19 protein-coding genes are annotated in these 22,213 nt (G+C 57.8%); 11 read left to right on the plus strand and 8 right to left on the minus strand.

Annotation, left to right across the window (positions count from 1 at the left end; all coding sequences use genetic code 11):
• Position 1: 1 nt before the first annotated feature.
• From AKU94_RS09855 to AKU94_RS09865, 3 genes are all read right to left on the minus strand, one after another.
• Positions 2–316 (minus strand): H-NS histone family protein, encoded by a 315-nt coding sequence (locus AKU94_RS09855; protein ID WP_050527096.1) that lies wholly within the window; start codon positions 314–316, stop codon positions 2–4.
• A gap of 114 nt (positions 317–430) precedes the next feature.
• Positions 431–985, minus strand: coding sequence for an ActR/PrrA/RegA family redox response regulator transcription factor (locus tag AKU94_RS09860; RefSeq protein WP_050527097.1), 555 nt, complete (start codon positions 983–985; stop codon positions 431–433).
• 42 nt (positions 986–1,027) lie between these two features.
• The gene (locus AKU94_RS09865; protein ID WP_050527098.1) at positions 1,028–1,648 is read right to left on the minus strand and encodes an SCO family protein; all 621 of its coding nucleotides are present in this window, start codon (positions 1,646–1,648) and stop codon (positions 1,028–1,030) included.
• Positions 1,649–1,768: 120 nt separating this feature from the next.
• Between AKU94_RS09865 and regB the strand changes: the two genes are divergently transcribed.
• The 8 genes from regB (at position 1,769) to trxA (ending at position 13,721) form a co-directional block, all read left to right on the plus strand.
• Positions 1,769–3,145 carry a sensor histidine kinase RegB gene (regB, locus tag AKU94_RS09870; RefSeq protein ID WP_050527099.1) on the plus strand — a complete coding sequence of 459 codons (1,377 nt, stop codon included), beginning with the start codon at positions 1,769–1,771 and terminating at the stop codon, positions 3,143–3,145.
• 129 nt (positions 3,146–3,274) lie between these two features.
• Positions 3,275–4,864, plus strand: a complete 1,590-nt coding sequence (locus AKU94_RS09875) for a PAS-domain containing protein (RefSeq protein ID WP_083445022.1) — start codon at positions 3,275–3,277, stop codon at positions 4,862–4,864.
• Positions 4,865–4,912: 48 nt separating this feature from the next.
• On the plus strand, positions 4,913–5,386 hold the full coding sequence (gene tsaE / locus AKU94_RS09880; RefSeq protein ID WP_050527100.1) for a tRNA (adenosine(37)-N6)-threonylcarbamoyltransferase complex ATPase subunit type 1 TsaE: 474 nt from the start codon (positions 4,913–4,915) through the stop codon (positions 5,384–5,386).
• A complete protein-coding gene (locus AKU94_RS09885) occupies positions 5,379–6,389 on the plus strand; it encodes an aminoglycoside phosphotransferase family protein (RefSeq protein WP_050527101.1) in 1,011 nt (336 codons plus the stop codon). Before tsaE ends, AKU94_RS09885 begins: the two co-directional genes overlap by 8 nt.
• Positions 6,365–7,066 (plus strand): nucleotidyltransferase family protein, encoded by a 702-nt coding sequence (locus tag AKU94_RS09890; RefSeq protein ID WP_050527102.1) that lies wholly within the window; start codon positions 6,365–6,367, stop codon positions 7,064–7,066. The genes AKU94_RS09885 and AKU94_RS09890 overlap by 25 nt, the downstream gene beginning before the upstream one ends.
• Positions 7,056–9,998, plus strand: a complete 2,943-nt coding sequence (addB, locus tag AKU94_RS09895) for a double-strand break repair protein AddB (RefSeq protein ID WP_050527103.1) — start codon at positions 7,056–7,058, stop codon at positions 9,996–9,998. Before AKU94_RS09890 ends, addB begins: the two co-directional genes overlap by 11 nt.
• Positions 9,995–13,342 (plus strand): double-strand break repair helicase AddA, encoded by a 3,348-nt coding sequence (gene addA / locus AKU94_RS09900; protein ID WP_050527104.1) that lies wholly within the window; start codon positions 9,995–9,997, stop codon positions 13,340–13,342. Before addB ends, addA begins: the two co-directional genes overlap by 4 nt.
• Before the next feature lie 58 nt (positions 13,343–13,400).
• On the plus strand, positions 13,401–13,721 hold the full coding sequence (trxA, locus tag AKU94_RS09905; RefSeq protein ID WP_050527105.1) for a thioredoxin: 321 nt from the start codon (positions 13,401–13,403) through the stop codon (positions 13,719–13,721).
• Between the two features lie 45 nt (positions 13,722–13,766).
• Here the strand turns inward: trxA and AKU94_RS09910 are convergent, their stop codons facing one another.
• Both AKU94_RS09910 and AKU94_RS09915 read right to left on the minus strand, forming a co-directional pair.
• Positions 13,767–15,014 carry a glycerate kinase type-2 family protein gene (locus tag AKU94_RS09910; RefSeq protein ID WP_050527106.1) on the minus strand — a complete coding sequence of 416 codons (1,248 nt, stop codon included), beginning with the start codon at positions 15,012–15,014 and terminating at the stop codon, positions 13,767–13,769.
• 105 nt (positions 15,015–15,119) lie between these two features.
• The gene (locus tag AKU94_RS09915; RefSeq protein WP_050527107.1) at positions 15,120–16,076 is read right to left on the minus strand and encodes an L-malyl-CoA/beta-methylmalyl-CoA lyase; all 957 of its coding nucleotides are present in this window, start codon (positions 16,074–16,076) and stop codon (positions 15,120–15,122) included.
• A 251-nt stretch (positions 16,077–16,327) separates the two neighbouring features.
• On the opposite strand from AKU94_RS09915, the gene AKU94_RS09920 reads away from it, so the two are divergent.
• Positions 16,328–17,188, plus strand: a complete 861-nt coding sequence (locus AKU94_RS09920; RefSeq protein WP_050527108.1) for a D-amino-acid transaminase — start codon at positions 16,328–16,330, stop codon at positions 17,186–17,188.
• Between the two features lie 34 nt (positions 17,189–17,222).
• Here the strand turns inward: AKU94_RS09920 and AKU94_RS09925 are convergent, their stop codons facing one another.
• Complete coding sequence (locus AKU94_RS09925; protein WP_198144885.1) at positions 17,223–18,737, minus strand: acetyl-CoA hydrolase/transferase family protein; 1,515 nt, start codon at positions 18,735–18,737, stop codon at positions 17,223–17,225.
• A gap of 396 nt (positions 18,738–19,133) precedes the next feature.
• Here AKU94_RS09925 and AKU94_RS09930 point away from each other — a divergent pair, with 396 nt between their 5' ends.
• The gene (locus AKU94_RS09930; RefSeq protein ID WP_050527110.1) at positions 19,134–19,802 is read left to right on the plus strand and encodes a trypsin-like serine peptidase; all 669 of its coding nucleotides are present in this window, start codon (positions 19,134–19,136) and stop codon (positions 19,800–19,802) included.
• Positions 19,803–19,833: 31 nt separating this feature from the next.
• Here AKU94_RS09930 and AKU94_RS09935 read toward each other — a convergent pair whose 3' ends face one another.
• The gene (locus AKU94_RS09935) at positions 19,834–20,448 is read right to left on the minus strand and encodes a glutathione S-transferase family protein (protein ID WP_050527111.1); all 615 of its coding nucleotides are present in this window, start codon (positions 20,446–20,448) and stop codon (positions 19,834–19,836) included.
• 211 nt (positions 20,449–20,659) lie between these two features.
• Here AKU94_RS09935 and AKU94_RS09940 point away from each other — a divergent pair, with 211 nt between their 5' ends.
• A complete protein-coding gene (locus tag AKU94_RS09940; protein WP_083445024.1) occupies positions 20,660–21,442 on the plus strand; it encodes a hydantoinase/oxoprolinase N-terminal domain-containing protein in 783 nt (260 codons plus the stop codon).
• Between the two features lie 50 nt (positions 21,443–21,492).
• On the opposite strand, the gene istB is transcribed toward AKU94_RS09940, so the two are convergent.
• On the minus strand, positions 21,493–22,213 hold a 721-nt coding region (gene istB / locus AKU94_RS09945; protein WP_050527145.1), incomplete at its 5' end, for an IS21-like element helper ATPase IstB.

Genomic DNA, 22,213 nt, shown 5'->3' on the forward strand with positions numbered 1-22,213 from the left:
GTCAGATCGCAATATCGTCAGGTGTCTTGCCCGCGACCAGCGCCGCCTTGAACCACCGTGGTTTACGCCCGCGACCGGACCAAGTTTCTGACGGGTTATCCGGGTTCGCATATTTCGGCTCGGCAGGGGTGCGTTTGCGAGGGGTCGGTGCGCCTGTCAGCTCTGCCAAAGAGAAACCAAGAGTTCTGGCCCTCTCTTCCAATTCATTCAGGGCATCTTTCTTTTTGCGGGTCTCAAATGTTGTAATTGCTTTTGCGACTTGAGCTTGCAAATCACGCAGTTCTTTTAGGGATAAATTATTTAGATCGATATCCAACGTTATGCTCCTCGGCATCTCCAAAGTTAGCCGGATACATTATACAAAAAGTATACGCAATATGTATTATAACACATTTAATTGATCTACCTTAGCGTGTAGATCTGTCCGTAATCAGCGGGGGCTGCGTTTTGCCAAAATACGTTGCAAAGTCCTGCGGTGCATATTCAAACGGCGCGCGGTTTCAGAAACATTTCGGCCGCACATTTCATAAACTCGTTGAATATGTTCCCAGCGCACCCGATCAGCAGACATCGGATTTTCAGGCGGCGAAGGCAATGCATCGCCCCGCGCCAACAGCGCGCTTGTGACTTCATTCGCATCGGCGGGTTTGGACAGGTAATCGGTCGCACCTATTTTTACCGCAGCAACAGCCGTCGCGATTGCGCCGTATCCGGTCAAAACCACGATCCGGCAATCGGGGCGCTTTTCCCGAAGAACCTCAACAACATCAAGGCCGTTACCGTCTTCCAGTCGCAGGTCGACGACGGCATAGGCGGGGGGGCGCGCCGAGGCGATGGCCTTGCCCATGGCAACGGTTTCTGCTGTTTCGGCAATGAAGCCGCGCTTTTCCATGGCGCGGGCAAGCCGTTTTACAAAGGCTTCGTCATCATCAACCAAAAGCAAGGACCGATCCGCCCCAATTTCTGCAGTTAGATCTTCGGACATGTCCATCCCTTTTTCATTGCCGCCTGTCTTTGGTATGGGGTTTCAGCTTGCGTTGATAAAGCAAGCAACCCGCTGTGCCATTTCGTCAGCCGTCACATCGCGCTTGAAAAAATCGGCAAATCCCGATTGAGGTAGCACAAGATAGGTGAAAGTCGAATGGTCAACCAGATAATATTCGTCGTTCGGGTCGTCATCATGGCTTTTGAAATAGGTTTTATAAGCTTGCGATGCGGCTTTTACCTGTTCCGGGCTTCCGGTAAGGCCAATCATTTTAGGATGCATGATATCGGCAAATTCTGCCATTACCTCTGGCGTGTCGCGCTTTGGGTCGATGGTAATAAAGACCGGCGTGACATCCATTCCCATTTCTTCCAGAATGTCGACCGCTTCGGCATTGCGCGCATTATCCAGCGGGCAGACATCGGGGCAAAAGGTATAGCCAAAGTAAATCAGTGTCGGTTTGGTGATGACATCCGCATCGGTGACTGTTTTGCCGGTGTGATCCACCAAGGTAAACGGTCCGCCGATCGCGGCCCCCCCGACCTGTCCGCCACGGCATTCGGCAAACTGGTTGCCGGATTGATTGCTGTAAACCCAATAGGCGGTTCCGCCTAGAAGTGCGGATACTGCGGCAATGGCGACCCCTGCGTAAATCTTCAACATCTGCGTCTCCTCGGTTTCGGTCGGCTCGTCTGGGCCTTTGAGCAGGGCGGTTTAAGTTGAATCCAAGCCTGCCCCCTCTTAACAAGGGAGATAGTCGTTTTATGTACGCGGGGCAATGCAATGATGAACGCTGGTGTTGGTCTCTTTTCGCGGGGTCCGGGTGATTATCGGCTGCGGTTGCATACACTTGTTGTCTTGCGCTGGATGGCTGTTGTCGGACAGCTTGCTGCGATTACCATCGCCTATTTCTATCTTGATCTTCGCTTGTCGCTGGCGCTTTGCTATCTGGTTGTGGGCATGTCTGTCTGTGCCAATCTCTTGTCTTATCTGACCTACCCCAAGAACCGGCGCCTGTCTGATATGGAAGGAATGCTGGTGCTCCTGTTCGATCTGGTGCAGCTTTCGTGCCTTTTGTTCCTGACCGGCGGGCTGACGAACCCTTTTGCACTGCTTATTATTGCGCCTGTCATTATTTCGGCATCTGCGTTGCAATCGCAGACCACGGTCTTGCTTGGGGTGATGGCGATTTGCCTGATCAGCTTTGTGACCGTGTTCAACATGCCGCTTTATTTCGCGGATGGCACGATCTTGACGATCCAGAGCTTGCTGGAGGTTGGTTTCTGGCTGGCGATTGTGATCGGGATCCTGTTTCTGGGGTTTTATTCCTATCGTGTGGCCTCCGAGATCCAATCGATGTCCGCGGCCCTATTGGCCACACAAATGGCCCTTGCGCGGGAACAAAAACTGACGGCGCTGGGCGGTGTCGTTGCGGCGGCGGCGCATGAATTGGGCACACCTTTGGCGACCATAAAGCTGGTCAGCACGGAGTTGATAGAAGAGCTGTCCAGCACCCCCGATCTGCGCGATGATGCGCAGCTGATCCGTGATCAGGCCGATCGGTGCCGCGATATTTTGCGCTCGATGGGGCGCGCCGGCAAGAATGACGCGCATTTGCTGCAAGCGCCCTTGTCCGAAGTGCTGCGCGAAGCGGCAGAGCCGCATATGGACCGGGGCAAAGAGGTTGTGTTTACGCTATGCCCTGATACCGCCCAACCCAGCGTGCAGCGCCAGCCCGAGGTGATCCACGGCTTGCGCAATCTAATCCAGAATGCGGTTGATTTTGCGAAAACAACGGTTTGGGTAGAGGCGCGCTGGAATGCTGATGCTTTGACCATCAAGGTTGTGGATGATGGCGACGGTTTTGATCCGCATATCATCGGCCGTATCGGGGACCCCTTTGTGAAACGCCGTCAATCACCCCGTCGCAGCGCGCAACGCCCCGAATATGAGGGTATGGGCTTGGGGCTTTTCATCGCCAAGACCTTGTTGGAACGATCCGGCGCAGAGCTGTCTTTTAGCAACGGTTCCGACCCGTTTCTTGACACGGATGAGGCGCCGCCGGGATGCGGCGCAATCGTAGAGGTGGTTTGGCCACTGGCCTCTATTATTGCCACCTCGGAAGGTGTTTTGGGCGAAAACACCAAAATAGAGTCTTAATGTGCAGAAAGATGCGTTCTAAATGCCACAATTGCCCTGTTTGCACCGCGACATCTGCGCATCTTTAATACCTCGTTAACGATATATACTCAGGGTTGAGTGATGTTCAACTTTGCTTGAGGGAATATCGTGGTATTTGATCCTGTGCTCACAGGCGGGCTGGTGGTGACGGGTGTGCTCTCGGCGCTTCTTGGTTTGCTGTGCCTGACCATGTTGCAAAAAAACAAACGCCCCGATGCGGGGTCGATTTTCCTTCAGAAAAGCAATGGCGCAGAATTTATCTTTGATGGCAGAACCTTGGTGGATGCGACGCCCGCCGGGCGAAGCCTTTTGCCCACGACGTGCCGCCATGGGCCTGCGGTATGGCCGGGGTTGCTTAGTTACCTTGAGCAACGGTTCGATGGGGTCGCAGAGCGTTTTGAGGCGCTGAATACCGACGGTGTTTTGATGATGAACAGCGTTGAGGGGCCGACAACTGAGCCGCTGATGTTACGTGCTGAGTCGCGCGGTGGCCTGACCCATGTGTCAATCCTCGATGCGGATTCATCCAAGTCGTCAAACGGGCTTGATCCACTGACCCGCCGCGCCATCCGGGATGAGCTTGCGCAACTGCGCAGCATCACCGCTAAGGCGCCGCTGCCGATCTGGCGTATGGCGGCCAATGGTGATGTGATCTGGGCGAATGCGCGCTATCTTGAACTGGTGACCGAAAACCTTGGGGATGAAGAGGATCTGACCTGGCCTTTGCCCAAGCTTTTTACCGCACCGGCAAATACGACCCAATCCAGCCGTCGCGAAAAGCTTGTTCGCGGCGATGACCAAAAAGATCGCTGGTTCGATATTGCCCAGTTTGGTGATGAAACCGGCCAAGAGGCATATGCCTTGCCTGCCGACAGTGCCGTCAAGGCCGAGGAGGGCCTGCGCGCCTTTATGCAGACCCTGACGAAAACCTTTGCCTATCTGTCCACAGGGCTTGCCATTTTTGATCAGGACCGCAAGCTGGTCTTGTTTAATCCCGCGCTTATTGATCTGACAGGGCTGTCACCGGATCATTTGACCAAGCGTCCTTCGCTGACCATGTTTTTCGATGCGATGCGCGAAAATTCGATGATCCCTGAGCCGCGCGACTATAAAAGGTGGCGCAACCAGATTACCGATATTGAGGAGGCTGCTGCCTCTGGCCTTTATGAGGAGACATGGAGCCTGTCGAGCGGCCAGACATATCGCGTCATCGGGCGCCCGCATCCGAATGGCGCGCTTGCCCTGTCGTTTGAGGATATTTCGAACGAGATGTCACAAACCCGCCGCTACCGTGCAGATCTGGAACTGGGCCAAGCGGTGGTTGATGCCGTAGACGCCTCTATCGCTGTTTTCTCTGCATCGGGTGTGCTGGTTATGTCCAATGCTGCCTATTCCGCGCTTTGGGGTCATGATCCCGCCGCGTCCATTGGGACAGAAGGCAATATCTCGGCGGTGTGCAATTATTGGCGGCAGGCCACGGCCCCGACAACCATCTGGGACCAGGCCGAAGATTTCGCCGCGCAAATCGGCCCGCGTGAGCCGTGGGAGGGCCGTGTGCATATGTCTGACGGGCGGCCTGTTGCATGCCGTTTTGTCCCGCTTGCAGGCGGCGCAACAATGGCAACATTCCAATGCTGCGGCAGTGAGGTTGAGGATCCTGACCTTAACTATGCCGATGATCGCAAAATGGTTGGATAGGCTGGCTTCGCCCTTGCGCCCGCCTCTACGGCGCGTAAAACTGGGCCTATGTCAGCCGATGCAATTCTCTCTCTCTTTTTGCCTGATGATGCTGCGACAACGCAATTGGGCAAGCTGCTGGCAAGTTATTTGCAAGCGGGCGATGTCGTATTGCTAAGCGGCAGCGTCGGCGCCGGAAAAACCCATCTGTCACGAGCGCTTATCCGGCAAAAACTGGGCCGGGACGAAGATATCCCCTCACCCACCTTCACTTTGGTTCAAACCTATGAAGGCGCGGAATGTGAGATTTGGCATGCAGACCTTTACCGCCTGTCCCATCCTGACGAAGCGTTGGAATTGGGGCTTGACGCAGCATTTGAAACTGCAATCTGCCTAGTGGAATGGCCCGATAGGCTGGGTGGCTATGTCCCCCCGAATGCGCTGAATATTGAGCTGAGGGCAGCGGACGACGGGCGAATGGCACAGATTACGGGCGGACGTGCCGGATTGGTTGTGCAGTTGAAGGCGGGCTATGATGGGTGATAGGGGCGATCTTTCTGCGTCATTTCTGACCAAGAGTGGTTGGGGGGACGCGGCACGCGTTTTCTTGGCCGGGGATGCCTCTGATCGGCGGTATGAGCGGTTGCAAATGGTCGCCAAGACGGCCGTGTTAATGGATGCCCCGCCCGGAAAGGGTGATGATCCTGCTGATTTCATCGCAATCGGCGGACATTTGAACGCAATTGGCCTTTCGGCACCGCGCATTCTGGCACAGGATTTGCAGCGGGGTTTCCTGTTGCTCGAAGATCTTGGAGATGCGCTTTTTACCCGCGTGATTCAGCAAGAACCAGCCCAAGAGGCGGAACTTTACGCTGCGGCGACGGATGTACTTTTGCACCTGCAATCCAATGCGCCACCTGCTGATTTGCCCGACCTTGGCGCAGAGGATTGGGCGCAGGCGGCTGGTTTCGCTTTGGAATGGTATCGTTTTGCGATCGCCGGCGATGTCGGGGATAGTGCGGGATTCCATGCGGTGCTTGTGGCCGCGATGCGCGCCCATGCGGATGGTCCGCGCGTCCTGATTTTGCGAGACTATCACGCTGAAAACCTGCTTTGGTTGCCGGATCGTCAAGGGCTTGCAAAGGTAGGATTGCTGGATTTTCAACTGGGCCAGTTGGGTCAGCCAAGCTATGATCTGGTGTCTTTGCTGCAAGACGCAAGACGTGAGGTTTCACCACAGACCGAAGCCGAAATGATGGCGCGTTTCCAACAGGGCGCGGATACAGCGGGATTTGCGGCAGCCTATGCGACGGTTGGTGCGCAGCGGGCCTTGCGGATTTTGGGCATTTTCGCCCGTTTGTGCCTGAAGGATGGAAAGGCGCATTACCTGACACTGATCCCGCGCGTCTGGCGTCACCTCCAACGCAACCTTTCGCATCCCGACCTTGCAGAGTTGGCTGCCTTTTGCGCTCTTTGGTTGCCAGAGCCGACACCAGAGGCCCTTGAAAGGATACGCAGGCAATGCCGAACACAGCCGACGCGGTAATGATGTTTGCTGCCGGTTTCGGTACGCGGATGGGCGACCTTACGGCACAGATGCCAAAGCCACTTATCCCGGTGGCTGGGATGCCTTTGATTGAGCACGCGCTTTTGCAGGTTGAACGTGCAGGGCTGCGGCGGATCGTGGTCAACGCACATTACAAGGCAGAACAGATCAGCAAATATCTTGAGGACAAAAAATACATCACCGTTTCATGGGAAAGGGAGAGCATTCTCGAAACCGGCGGCGGGCTGCGCGCGGCTTTGCCGTTGCTTGGCGAGGGACCGGTTTTTACGCTTAACACGGATGCTGTCTGGACCGGACCAAACCCGTTGATGACCCTCCAAAAGGCCTGGAACGGGGTGCAGATGGATGCGCTTTTACTGCTTGCACCGCCCGGTCAGATCAAGGGTTACAAAGGTGCGGGCGATTTCATTCTGGCCCGGGATGGCCGGATTTCGCGGGCCAATGGCGCGGCCGGGTTGGCCTATCTAGGGGCGCAGATTATCCTGCCGCGCGGGATCGACGCCATCCCTGATAAAGCCTTTTCGCTCAATATTTTGTGGGACAGGATGATCGCGCAGGGTCGCGCTTTTGGCGTGGTCCATACTGGGGGCTGGTGTGATGTTGGCCGCCCCGAGGGCATTACAATGGCCGAAGAGATGTTGAATCATGTTCCCTGATGGCGGTTCCCGCATTTTCGCGCTGCCCTCGGGCGCGGATTTTCCCGCACTTTTGGTGGCGGGCCTGAAGCAGCGCATGGCCGACGCCCCGCCCGAGGCAATGGCTCGCGTCACGCTTTACGTCAATACCACACGGATGCAGCGGCGGATCGTTTCTCTCTTTGCCCAGCAGGGTGCGGCGTTTCTGCCCCGCATCCGTCTGGTGACGGATCTTGCATCGGCCTTGCCCACGGCGGGGCTTGGGCCTGCGGTTTCGCCGTTGCGGCAACGTCTGGTTTTGGCGCAGCTGATCGAGGGGTTGCTGAAACAACAGCCCGATCTGGCCCCGCGTTCGGCGCTTTATGATCTTGCCGATAGCCTTGCGACCTTGCTTGATGAAATGCAGGGCGAAGGGGTGTCGCCCGAGACCATCGCCTCGCTTGATGTGGCGAACCATTCGGCGCATTGGGCGCGCACACGGGAATTCATGGCCATTGTCGTGCAGCTTCTGGAGCAACTGGGCCAGCCTGACAGCCAGACACGGCAACGCATTCTGGCCGAGGCGATCACCACCGCATGGCAGGATAACCCGCCGCGCGATCCGGTGATTGTTGCGGGCTCTACCGGATCACGCGGGACGACGGCCCTGTTCATGCGCGCCGTGGCAAAGCTGCCGCAGGGGGCAATTGTACTGCCGGGGTTCGATTTCGACCTGCCTGATCCGGTGTGGGAGGGGCTGAGCGATGCCTTGACTGCCGAGGATCACCCGCAATACCGGTTCTTCAAGCTGATGCAGATGTTTGGTATCTCGCCCGCTGATATCACACCGTGGGAGGCGACACCCGCGCCAAGCCCGTCCCGTAATGCCTTGATTTCCCTGTCTTTACGGCCTGCGCCCGTCACCGATCAATGGTTGACCGAGGGGCAGAACCTGAAGGATCTGCCAGAGGCTTGCGCCGATATGACCTTGATTGAGGCACCAACCCCGCGCAGCGAGGCGATGGCGATTGCACTGATCCTGCGCAAGGCGGCCGAGGACGGTGTGACGGCGGCGCTGATTTCGCCTGATCGGGGGCTGACGCGGCAGGTGACGGCCGCGCTCGATCGTTGGGGGATTTTGCCGGACGACAGCGCGGGTCGGCCCTTGGCCCTCTCTGCGCCCGGCCGATATCTGCGTCATATCCTGCGGTTGTTTGAGGATCGGATGACATCCGAGGCGCTGCTGATCTTGCTCAAACATCCGCTTACGGCCAGCGGTAAGGGCGAGGAGATTGATCGCGGGGATCACCTTCTTTTTACGCGCAATCTGGAACTGAAGCTGCGCCGTTATGGCCCCGCTTTTCCTACGGGGGCGGATCTGATCGCTTGGGCCGCGGCCGAGAAAAACCCCAAGACATTGCCTTGGGCGACATGGCTGGCGCGCAATCTGGACGATCTGCAAAACACGGGCACCCTTGCGCTGGTGGATCACGTCGCGCGGCACCGTCAATTGGCCGAGGCGCTTGCTTGTGGTCCCGACGCCCAGAACAGCGCGCTTTGGGAAAAAGAAGCGGGCATCGAGGCCTTGGCCAAGATGAATGAGCTGGCCAGCGAGGCCGCGTATGGCGGTGTGATGACCTCTGCCGATTACCGCCATCTGTTCGAGGCGATTTTGAACAAAGGAGAGGTCCGCGAAGCCGTCCAGGCCCATCCCCGCATCATGATCTGGGGCACGATCGAGGCGCGGGTACAGGGCGCGGAACTGGTGATCCTTGGTGGCTTGAACGATGGCATCTGGCCACAATCGCCACCGCCCGACCCGTGGATGAACCGCGCAATGCGGATGGAGGCGGGGCTTTTGTTGCCGGAACGCCGGATCGGGCTTTCGGCGCATGACTATCAACAAGCCGTTGCCGCGCCGCGTGTTGTGATCAGCCGTGCGGTGCGCAATGCCGATGCCGAAACGGTGGCCTCGCGCTGGGTAAACCGCTTGACGAACCTCTTGCATGGTTTGCCGGACCAGGGTGGGCAAAGGGCGTTGGCAGAGATGCGGGCCCGTGGGCAGGAATGGCTCTCGCTTGCGACCGCGGCCGAACAGCCCAGCCCGATTGCCCCAAGCGCGCCGCGTCCCGCGCCGCGCCCGCCGGTTGCTGCCCGTCCTGCCAAGCTGGCCGTGACTGGCATTAAAACCCTGCTGCGCGATCCTTATGCAATCTATGCGCGTCATATCTTGCGGCTGTTCAAGCTGAACCCGCTGCGCCCCTCGCCGGATGCATTGTTGCGTGGTTCGGTGTTACATATGGTGCTTGAAAACTTCACCCGCAGCAGGCCGGAAGCGGAGACCCGCGATGCTGCCCGTACCCGTCTTTTGGCCATTGCAGAGACTGTTTTGACCCAAGAGGTCCCTTGGCCCGCCGCCCGTGCGCTGTGGCTTTCGCGCCTTAATCGTGCCGCAGATTTCTTTTTGGGTGTGGAGGAGCGGATGGGCGGAACCCCTGTGTTGATCGAAGAGCAAGGCGCCGCGCCGCTGACGGGCCTGCCATTTACCCTGACCGCCAAACCTGACCGGATTGATGCGATGCCGGATGGGCGTGTGCATATTTTCGACTATAAAACCGGCGCGCCACCGACCCAAAAGCAGCAAGAGTATTACGACAAGCAGTTGTTGCTGGAGGCGGCTATGGCAACGCGCGGCGCGTTTACCGCCCTTGATGGCCCGCGCGAGGTGGCAGGGATCACCTATATCGGTCTGGGTTCCTCACCCAAACAAGACAGCAGCACACCCGATGAGGCCATGTTAGACAAGGTTTGGGAAGAGCTGCACCTGTTGATCGCCGAATATATGGACCCTGAGCGTGGCTATGTTTCGCGCCGCGCGATGCATGAGGAACGCTTTCCCGGTGATTACGATCACCTTGCCCGATACGGCGAATGGGAAATGACCGACGACCCGAAACCGGAGGATGTGACATGATCCGCAACGCAGCCTCTGCGCGGCAGGTGCAATCGGCCGATCCGCAAGCATCGACATGGTTGTCGGCCAATGCCGGGTCCGGCAAAACGCGGGTGTTGACGGACCGGGTGGCGCGGCTGTTGTTGTCGGGCGTCGATCCGGGGCGGATTTTGTGCCTGACCTATACCAAGGCCGCCGCCTCCGAGATGCAAAACCGTCTGTTCGCGCGCTTGGGCGAATGGGCGATGAAAGAAGACAGCGCCCTGCGCAAGGCATTGGTCGATCTGGGCGTGGATGATGTTGTGGATGCCGCGCGCTTGGCCCGCGCCCGTCAGCTTTTTGCCCGCGCGATTGAAACCCCCGGCGGGCTGCGCATTCAGACCATCCACTCGTTTTGTGCGTCCTTGCTGCGCCGGTTTCCGCTAGAGGCACGGGTTTCCCCGCAGTTCACCGAAATGGACGACCGCGCGGCGGTGCTTTTGCGGGATGAGATCATTGACGAACTTGCCGATAATATCGCCCCTGATGTGATCCGTAGCCTTGCCAATGCCTATACCGGTGAGGATTTCAGCGCGCTGGCCGCTGAGGTCGCGAACCGCCGGAATGATTTTCAGGGGTTTTTGTCGGATGCTGAATGCCGCGCCTTGTTTGAGGTGCCAGAGGAGCAGACCGAGGCCTCCATTCTGGCCGATGTCTTTTTGGGCGGAGAGGCGGAGTGGCTGCCGGAGGCGACCGCGATTATTGCCAGCGGTTCGGCCAATGATGTCAAAGCGGCGGCCAAGCTTGCGCTGCTGGATTTGACCAAATCCGACCTGCGGCTTTTGGCCGATCTGGAGGGTGTTCTTCTGACGGGGGCCAAGACCAAAACCCCTTTTGCCGCCAAGTTAGGCAAGTTTCCAACCAAAGCGACGCAGGCAAAGCTTGGTCCGCTTCTTGACCGATTAGAAGATTTGATGCGGCGGGTAGAGGCGGCCCGGGGCGCGCGGATTGCCCTTGCGGCCGCCAGACGCACGGCCATATTGCACCGTTTTGCCAGTGTTTTCCTGCCGGAATATAAGGCGCGAAAAGAGGCGCGGGGCTGGCTTGATTTTGATGATCTGATCACCTGTGCCAAGGCCTTGTTGACCGATCCTTTGGTCGCGCAATGGGTCTTGTTCCGGCTGGATGGTGGTATCGACCATATTCTGGTGGATGAGGCCCAGGATACCAGTCCTGACCAGTGGCGAGTGATTGAGCTGTTGGCCGATGAGTTTACATCTGGCAGCGGGGCGCGGGATGTATCGCGCACGATCTTTGTTGTGGGTGATAAAAAGCAGTCTATCTATAGCTTTCAGGGTGCTGAAGTAGAGGCGTTCGACCAAAAGCGCGATCTGTTCAAGGGCAAGCTCAATCAGGTCGACACGCCATTGCAAGAGCTGCAGCTGGAGCATTCCTTCCGCTCATCGAACACGGTTTTGCGCCTGGTGGATCTGACATTTGAGGCGCAGCACGAGAAAGCCTTGGGCGGTGAGGTCAAACACATCGCCTTTTTCCCCGATATGCCGGGCAGGGTTGACCTATGGCCGGTGATTGAGAAATCGAGTAAGCCCTCGCCGGAAAACTGGTATGATCCTGTCGATCTGGTCACAGAGGAACATCACGCCGCCAAGCTAGGCCAAAAGGTTGCAGAAACCATCCGCGATACGATTGCGGCGGGGGTGCAGATTCCGGTCGATGGTGGCAAGGAAACCCGTCCCGCCCATGCCGGTGATTTTCTGATCCTTGTGCGCAGACGGTCGGATATTTTCGGCGAGATTATTCAGGCCTGCAAGGCAGAGGGGTTGCCGATTGCGGGGGCAGACCGTCTGAAACTGGGGGCAGAGCTGGCCGTGCGCGACCTTGCCGCGCTTTTGGCCTTTTTGGCGACGCCAGAAGACGACCTTTCGCTGGCAGCCTGTTTGCGCAGCCCGCTGTTTGGTTGGACGGAACAGCAGCTTTACAGCCTTGCCCAACCGCGAAAAGGGTATCTGTGGCGGGCCTTGGAAAACGACCCTAACCATGCCGAAACAGTCTCTATTCTTCGGGATTTGCGGGATCAGGCAGATTTCATGCGCCCCTATGACCTCATCGAACGGATGCTGACCCGCCACGATGGTCGCCGTAAATTGCTGGCGCGCTTGGGCGCAGAGGCCGAGGACGGGATTGATGAGTTCCTGTCCCAAGCGCTGGCCTATGAGCGCAATGACGTTCCCAGCCTGACCGGCTTTTTGGGCTGGTTAGAGACAGATGACGTCGAGGTGAAACGTCAGATGGACAGCGCGGGCGAACGCATTCGCGTGATGACGGTACATGGCGCCAAAGGGTTGGAGGCACCGATTGTTATCCTGCCTGATACCGCACAGTACCGCGCGCGCGAACGCAACGAGCTTTTTGTTCTACCCGAGGGTCCCGCGTGGAAAACCGCCAGCGGGGAAAGTCCCGAAGCGATTGAGGCTGCACGCACAGCGCAAAAAGAGCAGAACGCGGCGGAATCGATGCGGTTGCTTTATGTTGCGATGACGCGGGCGCAGAGCTGGCTGATCGTGGCAGCGGCTGGTGATATCGGGGCGGATAAATCCGACGATGAGGCGGAAACAGTTGTTTGGTACCGCTTGATCCAAGAGGCGATGGTCAAGGCCGGGGCACAGCCACGTGTTGATGGCGGCTTGACCCTGAGCGACGGGGTTTGGCCGTCGAATGCATCACATTCGGCAAGAATAGAGCCTGAATCACACGTACTCCCCAATTGGGTCACAACGCCAGCCACAGCCGAAAAACGTCCCGAGCAAGCGCTTAATCCATCCAAGCTTGGTGGGGCAAAGGCACTTCCCGGGGATTTTACCAGCGACGATGGCAACCGCGCATCAATGGACCGTGGCACACGGCTGCATCTGTTGTTGGAGCATCTTCCCAACTATCCCGTTACGGAGTGGTCAGGTCTTGCCACTGCGCTGCTGCCTGATGCGCCTGACCGAGATGCCCTTTTGGCCGAGGCCTCGACGGTCATCAACCTGCATCCGGCGCTTTTCAGCGCGGATGCATTGGCCGAAGCACCCTTGACCGCCACTTTGCAAGGTAAACCTCTGATTGGCACTATTGACCGGCTTTTGGTTTCTGATACAGCGGTTTTGGCCGTGGATTTCAAATCCAATTTTCTGGTGCCCGATACTGTGGCGGAGGTGCCGGACGGTCTGTTGCGCCAGATGGGGGCCTATCACGCCGCCCTTTCGCAGATCTATCCTGATCGGGTGGTCGAGGTTGCTTTGCTTTGGACCCGCACAGCACAGCTGATGACGGTCGATCCCGAAACCGTGAGGCGGGCGCTGGAAGGTGCGAGCTTCCCTTGACGTTCCTCGGGGGCGCCCTTACTTTCTCGTTAAACACATTCCAGCCAGGAGATATGTCATGGCCACGATCCCCGTTACCGACGCAACCTTTGATGCCGAAGTCCGTAAATCCGATATCCCTGTCGTTGTAGATTTCTGGGCGGAATGGTGCGGCCCATGCCGTCAGATCGGCCCGGCACTTGAAGAGCTTTCCGCCGAATACGAAGGCAAAGTGAAGATCGTAAAGATCAACGTCGATGAAAACCCAAACAGCCCTGCTGAACTGGGTGTGCGCGGCATTCCGGCGCTGTTCATGTTCAAAGATGGTGAGGTCGTTTCCAACAAAGTTGGTGCCGCCCCCAAAGCCGCGCTGGCAAGCTGGATCGCCTCTGCGGTCTAAGCGACGGAAACAAAAACCAGAGGGCGGCATTTTTGCCGCCCTTTTTCATGCTTGGGGCATGATAAGCACTGCGCGGAAATCATTGACATTGGTCAGGGTCGGGCCGGTTACAATCTGCCCCCCGATGCGGCTAAAAAATCCATGCGCATCGTTGCGCGCCAGTGCATCCGGGGCCGACACCTCCTGCAAAAGCGTCTCTGGGCCCGCATATGCACCGGCAACCTCGGCCGCGCCATCGACACCGTCCGTATCGCAGGCCAGAACATGCACGCGCGGATGGCTCTTTAGCGCCACTGCCGCCGCCAGCGTATATTCCGCATTTGGTCCGCCCACACCATCACCGCGCCGTGTGACGGTGCATTCGCCCCCCGACAACAGCAAGACCGGATGGGGGTGACCCTCCTCGGCCAGTTGAAGTGCAATGGCGGCTTGTTGGGTGGCAAGATCGCGCGCCTCCCCCTCTAGCGCGTCGCCCAGCAGGCGGACCTCGACGCCTTGGGCCTCTGCCTCGGCTTTTGCCGCCTCCAGCGACTGCGCGGGGGCGGCGATGATGCGCAGTTCGGCGCCGGTCAGGCGTGGGTCATCAGGGACAACCGGATCAGGGGCGCCTTCAATCACTGCGCGGATATGGGCGGGCAGGGTGACGGCCCAACGGTCCAAAGCCGCCAGCGCCATTTCCCGTGTGGCGGTGCTTCCGACCGTGGGCCCCGAGGCGATCTCGGCGGGATCATCGCCCGGCACATCCGAAATCACCAAACTTAGCATCCGCGCGGGATGGGCAAGCGCGGCCAGCCGACCCCCTTTTACCAGTGACACCTGTTTGCGCACGACGTTCATCTGTGAAATCGGCATCCCCGAGGCCAGCAACGCCGCGTTGAGGGTTTGCTTGTCTGCCAAGGTCAGCCCCTCGGCCGGTGCGCAGAGCAGTGACGACCCCCCGCCAGAGATCAGGGCGATGATCTGATCATCCACACCCAAGCCGGAGACCAGGTCCATCAATCGCCGCGTGGCCGCAACACCTGCCTCATCGGGGACGGGGTGCGCGGCCTCAACAACCTCGACAGAAACGGGTCTATTATAGCCGTACCGCGTGATGATCAGCCCCTCACAGGGGCCGTAATGCGCCTCAAGGGCCTCGGCCATACGCGCGCTGGCCTTGCCCGCACCGATCACAACCAGACGACCCTTGGGGCGGGGCGGAAGATGGGCAGCCAAGCAAAGCATCGGGTCTGCCCGTGCAACGGCAGTGGTAAAAAGCCCCGTCAGAAAGGCCCGCGGATCGGATATTGTCATAGTGCACCTGCCAGTTTCTGACCAACGGGGGGTCAGGCGTTACATTCTTTGAGGTCTCTCAAAATTCCGGGCCAGAGTGCAGGGTTTTCTGGCCCGGTTCAAGGCTTAGCCCTTGATCATCTCGGACTGGCGCACAATGACCTCGGCCTGTTTGATCGAGGCGATATCAACCAAGCGGCCTTTGTAAACGGTCGCACCTTCGCCGCGGGCTTTGGCCTCTTCCATCGCGGCCAAAATCTCGCGGGCTTCGGCCACGGCGGCGTCAGAGGGGGTAAAGACCTCATTGGCCAGTGCGATCTGTTTGGGGTGGATCGCCCATTTCCCGACCATGCCCAACACAGCGGACCGGCGGGCTTGCGCGCGAAAACCCTCATCATCCGAGAAATCGCCAAAGGGTCCATCGACCGGCAAAACCCCATGTGTCCGGCAGGCGGCGACAATGGCGGCTTGGGCCCAATGCCACGGATCGGACCAATGCTTTTGCCCGCCTTGCAGCATGTAATAGTTTTCTTGCGTGCCGCCGATGCCCGTGGTCTGCATCCCCATCGAGGCCGCAAAATCGGCCGCGCCAAGGCTCATTGCTTGCAGCCGTGGAGAGGCGGCGGCGATTTCCTCAACATGGGCGATCCCTGCCGCAGATTCGATGATGACCTCAAAGGCAATGGGTTTGCTGCGCCCCTTTGCGCGCTCAACCGCGGTGACAAGCGCATCCACGGCGTAAATATCGGCGGCACAGCCCACCTTTGGGATCATGATCATATCCAGCCGCTCGCCGGCCTGTTCCAGCAGATCCACCACGTCGCGATACCAAAAAGGCGTATCCAGCCCGTTGATCCGCACCGAAAGCGCTTTTTTGCCCCAATCGACGGTATTTATCGCCTCAATGACATTGGCGCGCGCGCTGTCTTTGTCGCTGGGGGCAACGGAATCCTCCAGGTCAAGGTTGATGACATCGGCGGCCGAGGCGGCCATCTTTTCAAACAGCGCAGGGCGGGAGCCGGGGCCAAAAAGCTGGCAACGGTTGGGGCGCGCGGTCGGGGTTGGTTGGATGCGGAAACTCATATCGGACCTCTTGGTAATGAAATGTCGTCTTGATTGCATCAAGGGTTAGATTGTTGCGCACATCTTCGCAACCCTGTTTTTGCGATGCAGCAATCTTGCGGCGGTGCAGCGCTCGTGGATCAGCGGTTAAACCGGCTTTAAGGTTCTTAGCGACCTTGACGGACGGGGATTTTTGGCGGAAACCGCAGGGGTCCGTTGGGTTTGATGCTGAAGGTGTCAATCCACCCAGCGCCAAAATATGGGGATTATTCATGTCGCGCATCGTCTATGTTAACGGTCAGTACCTGCCCGAAACCGAGGCCAAAATTTCAATCTTTGACCGCGGTTTTCTGATGGCGGACGGGGTTTATGAGGTGACCAGCGTTCTGGATGGCAAGCTGCTTGATTTTGCCGGTCACTCGGTCCGTTTGGCCCGCAGTTTGAAGGAGCTGGACATCGCGACACCTTGCTCGGATGACGAATTGCTGGCGATCCACCGTGAATTGGTGGCCCGCAATGAGGTCGTCGATGGCATGGTCTATTTGCAGGTCACGCGCGGCAATCCCGGTGATCGCGATTTTGCCTTTCCCGGTGCCGATGTGAAACCGACGCTGGTGATGTTCACACAGTCCAAACCGGGGATGGCCGATAGTGCGCAGGCGAAAACCGGCATCAAGGTGATCTCTATCGAGGATATCCGTTGGGGCCGTCGCGACATCAAAACCGTACAGCTTTTGTACCCTTCAATGGGCAAGATGATGGCCAAAAAGGCCGGTGCGGACGACGCCTGGATGGTTGAGGACGGGCATGTGACCGAGGGCACCTCTAACAACGCTTATATCGTTAAAAACGGGCGTATCATCACGCGCCAACTGTCGCATGATATCCTGCACGGGATCACGCGGGCGGCGGTTCTGCGCTTTGCCGCCGAGGCACAGATGGAAGTGGAAGAACGTCCCTTTACGATCGAAGAAGCAAAGGCTGCGGATGAGGCATTTTATACCTCTGCCTCTGCCTTTGTGATGCCGGTGGTTGAGGTTGACGAGGCCGCAATCGGCACGGGCAAACCCGGCCCGGTCGCAACACGTTTGCGCGAAATCTATCTTGAAGAAAGCCGCAAAACCGCGATCTGATGGAATGTGGGGAAGCCGCTAGATGCGGCTTCCTTTATTTCATCGACCCTGTCTCGACATAGCGCTGATGCCAGCTGAGCGCCTCGGTCAGGTTATTGGGCGCATGTTTCCCGAAAGAGCTGTGGTTCGCCCGATCAAAATAGTCGCGCAAGGCGTCGCGGTAATCGGGATGGGTGCATTTCTCGATGATCTGCTTGGCTTTTTGCTTGGGCGCCAACCCGCGCAGGTCGGCAAGGCCTTGTTCGGTCACGATGACCTGCACATCCTGTGAAATATGATCGACGTGGCTTGCCATTGGCACGATTGCCGAAATCTTGCCGCCCTTGGCGGTAGAGGGCGACATGAAAATGGAAATAAAGGCATTGCGGGCAAAGTCACCCGAGCCGCCGATCCCGTTCTGAATCCGTGACCCCATAACATGGGTAGAGTTCACATTGCCGTAAATATCCGCCTCGATCAGCCCGTTCATCGCCACACAGCCAAGGCGGCGGATCAATTCGGGGTGGTTCGAGATCTCTTGCGGGCGCAGGATCAGCTTGTCGCGATAGCGGTGCGCATCCTTGTTGAACCGTTCGGCCACCTCGGGGCTAAGCGAAAAGGCGGTGGCAGAGGCCATGCTCAACTTCCCCGCATCCAGCAGATCGAGCATGCCGTCCTGAATAACCTCGGTAAAGGAGGTCATATTCTCGAACGGGCTGTCCAACAGACCGGCCAGAACCGCATTGGTCACATTACCCACACCAGATTGCAGCGGCAAAAGAGAGGCGGGCATCCGACCCACCGCAACCTCATGCTTAAGGAAGTCCAGCAGGTGACCGGCAATCGCTTCGGCGGTTGCGTCGGGTTTGGCAAAGGGCGCGTTACGGTCGGGGATGTCGGTTTCGACGATGGCGACGATCTTGTTCGGATCGACCTTGAAATGAGGCTGACCGATGCGGTCATCGGGCTTTACCAGCGGGATCGGCAAGCGGTTGGGCGGCAAGGCGGTGCCATAGTAAATATCATGCATCCCGTCAAAGGCGTCGCTCTGCCAGCTGTTAACCTCCAGAATGATCTTTTCGGCCTGATCGAGCCATGTCTTATTGTTGCCAACCGAAGAGGAGGGGATCAGATCACCTTCGGGCGTGATGCCGGAAACCTCAATCACAGCCGTATCAAGCCGACCCAGAAACCCCTGCCATGCCATCGGTGCGACCTGACTTAGGTGCATGTCGAAATAATTCATCTCACCCGCGTTGATTTTCTCGCGCGCGATCGGGTCAGAGTTATAGGGCAGCCGGAAATCGATACCATCCGCCTTGGCCAAAGCGCCGTCCAGCTCGGGGCCGGTTGACGCGCCGGACCAGATCTTTACCTGAAACGGATTGCCCGCCGCGTGCTGCGCCTCGATCTGCGCGGCCAGCGACAAGGGAACCGCCTTGGGATAGCCCGAACCTGTAAAGCCGCTCATCCCGACGACAGCACCATTGTCGATGAGAGAGGCTGCGTCTTCGGCACCCATGATTTTGGATTTGAGCGACTGGGGGGAAATGCGGCTGGAACGCGACACGGCAAACTCCGTTGCTTTGACTGAAATAGGGACCCCAAGAGTGGGGAAGACAGGCAGCATTTTCAGCCGGTGCCTTATCCCGTAGGGCTGAATAGCGCCAAACTTTCAGCAAACCAAGCAGGTGAAAAATGCATTTGATCCGGGCTAGCGCTAACAGTATCGCTCCATCATATGGGATACGGAAATGTTAACGCTGCCAGATAGATATGCGATGCTGTGCATTCATGGCCCCATTCCGTCCATGGTAATATTTACCCCCCGCTGTTATGTCGCACGCTATAAGGGGCTGATGTTCTTATCGGTTGGCATGTGGCATGGTTTACCCGACAGATACATGAATATAGCAGCATTATCACGATATTTCAAAGGTATAGCATTACAGGAGGCGGTGTGACAATGATGCGGAGGATCGGACTTGCGGCCTTGTTTATCTTTTCGGTGGGGTCCGTGGTGGCGCAAGAGGCCCCACTGGGCATCGGCAGGATCAGCTATGGTGACCGTATGCAGTCGGGGGGTGCGATCTGCACCGGGGCCTTGGTTACCCCCGATCTGGTCCTGACAGCGCGCCATTGTATTGAGGGGTCCCAAAGGACGCCGGGCGTGGTACGATTTGCCGCAGGCTATGCGGCGGGACACAGTGTCGTGACCCGACGGGGCGCAGAGGTGATCCTGTCGTCGGCGACGGTCACGGCAAATAGGGCGAATGACGTGGCCTTGCTGCGCTTGGCATCGCCGGTTGCGCCGTCCCGGGTGGTGCCGTTATCGCTGAATAGTCCTGACACCGCCGCGTTGCCTGCGGCGTTCAACCTGATCTCATATCGCCGCGATGCACCCGAGCAGCCAGAGCGGCAGGACGATTGCGCGCTATTGACCACGGCGCCCGGCATATTGGCCCTGTCATGCCGGGTGGTCTCTGGCAACTCTGGCGCGCCGGTTCTGGCTTGGGATGGCAAGGATTGGCAGATCCATGCGGTGATGGTGGCGTCATCCCGTGGCGGGCAAGTCCATTCGCTTGCGGCCCTCGTGCCGCCCGACCTGCGGGCGCGCATCAAGGGCTCTTTTTAGGGCATGTCAGAGCCTGATTCAGCGCAGATCCCTACATCATACCAGCCGCAATAACGGCCTGAACCGAAGCGCGCTTTTCCATTTCTTCTCGCAATGCTGTCAGCTTTGGATAATCCGCGACATCAATCTTATTGTCTTTCAGCCAGCCACTGACGACATATAGATAGGCATCCGCCAGACTGAACCTGTCGCCCAGCAGAAACGGCCCTTTCAACAGGGTTTCTTCGACATAGGCACAGCAGGCCCGCATGTTTTCGGGGGCCTTTCGGTGCATATCGTCATGACTTGCCTTATTGTCGGCCCAGCGTTCGCCGTGCCCCCCGTGGGCGTGGTTCACATGCCAGGTAGAGGCGAGGTAATACATCATCTCCCACATTTTAGCGGCCTGGAACGGGTCTTCGGGCACCAGGCCAGCCTCTGGTGCCAGCGCATGGATATAGTCCAGCAAGGCACCCGTTTCTGTAAGGATACCTTGTTTCGTGACAAGGGCGGGTACCCGACCCCGAGGGTTGATCGCCAGAAATTCCGGTTTGGTTTGATCTCCTGCGGCAAAATCAACCCGGACCAGCTCACAGGGCAGATCAGCCTCTTTTAGGGCAATAATCAAGGCGACTGCGACGGTTGTATCGGCATAATATAGTTTCATAGTCATGCTCCGGCATAAGAGTTCCACGCCATTTATCCCCTTCGCGCGGGGGGCATTACCAACAAGTAAAACTTGTCTGATTCCACATTTTCTTGATTGGCTTCCTGCGGCCATCTGGTCAGGGTGAATGGGAGGGGAGAAAATTCTCCTGATCCAATTCCGTTGTCGGGCGCCTGAGTCCCGGAACAAAATTCGCTGAGAGGAAACCTGCATGACCAAATCCGACATTCGTCTTGGCGCTGATATCGGGGGCACTTTTACCGATATCGCACTGGAAGTGCGGGGCGCGATATATTCGACCAAGCTGCTTACCAACTACACCAACCCCGAGCAGTCCATTCTGGACGGCATGAAGATTGTGGCCAAGGATGCAGGCGTTGATGTTAGCGAGATCGACATCCTGATCCACGGCACGACCCTTGCCACCAACGCGTTGATCGAACGGCGCGGGGCGCGCACCGCGCTGGTCACCACCGAAGGTTTTCGCGATGTGATCGAGATGCGGACCGAGAACCGGTTTGAGCAATATGATCTCAACATAAAATTGCCCGCCCCGCTTATCCCGCGTGAGGATCGTTTTCCCATAAAAGGCCGTATTAGTGCCAAAGGTGATGAGTTGCAGCCCTTGGATGAGCCTGCACTTGAGGCTTTGGCCGACCGGCTGGTCGCCGAAGGTTTTGAGGCGGTTGCGATCGGTTTCATCCACTCCTACCTCAACCCTTCGCATGAGGAACGCGCGCGTGAAATCATTGCGCGCAAGCTGGATGTGCCGATCTCGATCTCTGCCGAGGTTTCGCCCCAGATGCGCGAGTTTGAACGCTTCAATACCGTCTGTGCAAACGCCTATGTGCGCCCGCAAATGTCGGATTATCTGGGGCGCTTGCAGGGGCGGCTGAAAGATATGGGTGTGAAATGCCCCGTCTTTATTTTTCACTCTGGCGGTGGTCTGATCACGGTTGAGACGGCTGCGGTGTTGATTGTCACTGAGAACTGACCCGGCATTGTCACCGAGACTTGACCCACCCAGCTGTTATGTTCTTTGCGTCATGATGGCGTCAATGCTGCTGTCTCCTTTCGTTTCTTTTTCGCTGTCTCAGAGCTGGCCTTGAACCGATAGCTGTCATTACCTGTCTCAAGGATGTGGCAGCGGTGGGTTAGGCGGTCGAGTAGCGCGGTGGTCATTTTCGCATCGCCGAACACGCTGGCCCATTCGCTGAAGCTCAAGTTCGTGGTGATGACGACGCTGGTGCGCTCGTAGAGTTTACTGAGAAGGTGGAACAACAACGCGCCTCCCGAAGCGCTGAACGGCAGATATCCCAGCTCATCCAGGATCACCAAGTCGGTTTTCACCAACGCCTCAGCGATCTTTCCGGCCTTGCCTTGGGCTTTTTCCTGCTCCAGCGCATTGACCAACTCAACCGTTGAGAAGAAGCGGACGCGTTTACGGCGATGTTCGATCGCTTGGATGCCAAGAGCGGTAGCGACATGCGATTTCCCGGTTCCTGGGCCCCCGATAAGCACTACGTTTTCGGTCCCATCCATGAACTCGCAGCGATGCAACTGGCGAACCAAGGCTTGACGGATTTCACTGGCGGCAAAGTCGAAGCCAGGGAGGGCCTTGTATGCCGGGAAGCGTGCCGCCTTCATGTGATAAGCGACGGAACGAACCTCACGTTCAGCCATTTCGGCCTTGAGCAGCTGCGACAACATGGGGATCGCTGCGTCGAAAGCGGGCGATCCTTGCTCATGCAGGTCCTGCACAGCC

The organism is Pseudorhodobacter aquimaris (assembly GCF_001202025.1).
In the GTDB taxonomy this organism is placed as follows: domain Bacteria; phylum Pseudomonadota; class Alphaproteobacteria; order Rhodobacterales; family Rhodobacteraceae; genus Pseudorhodobacter; species Pseudorhodobacter aquimaris.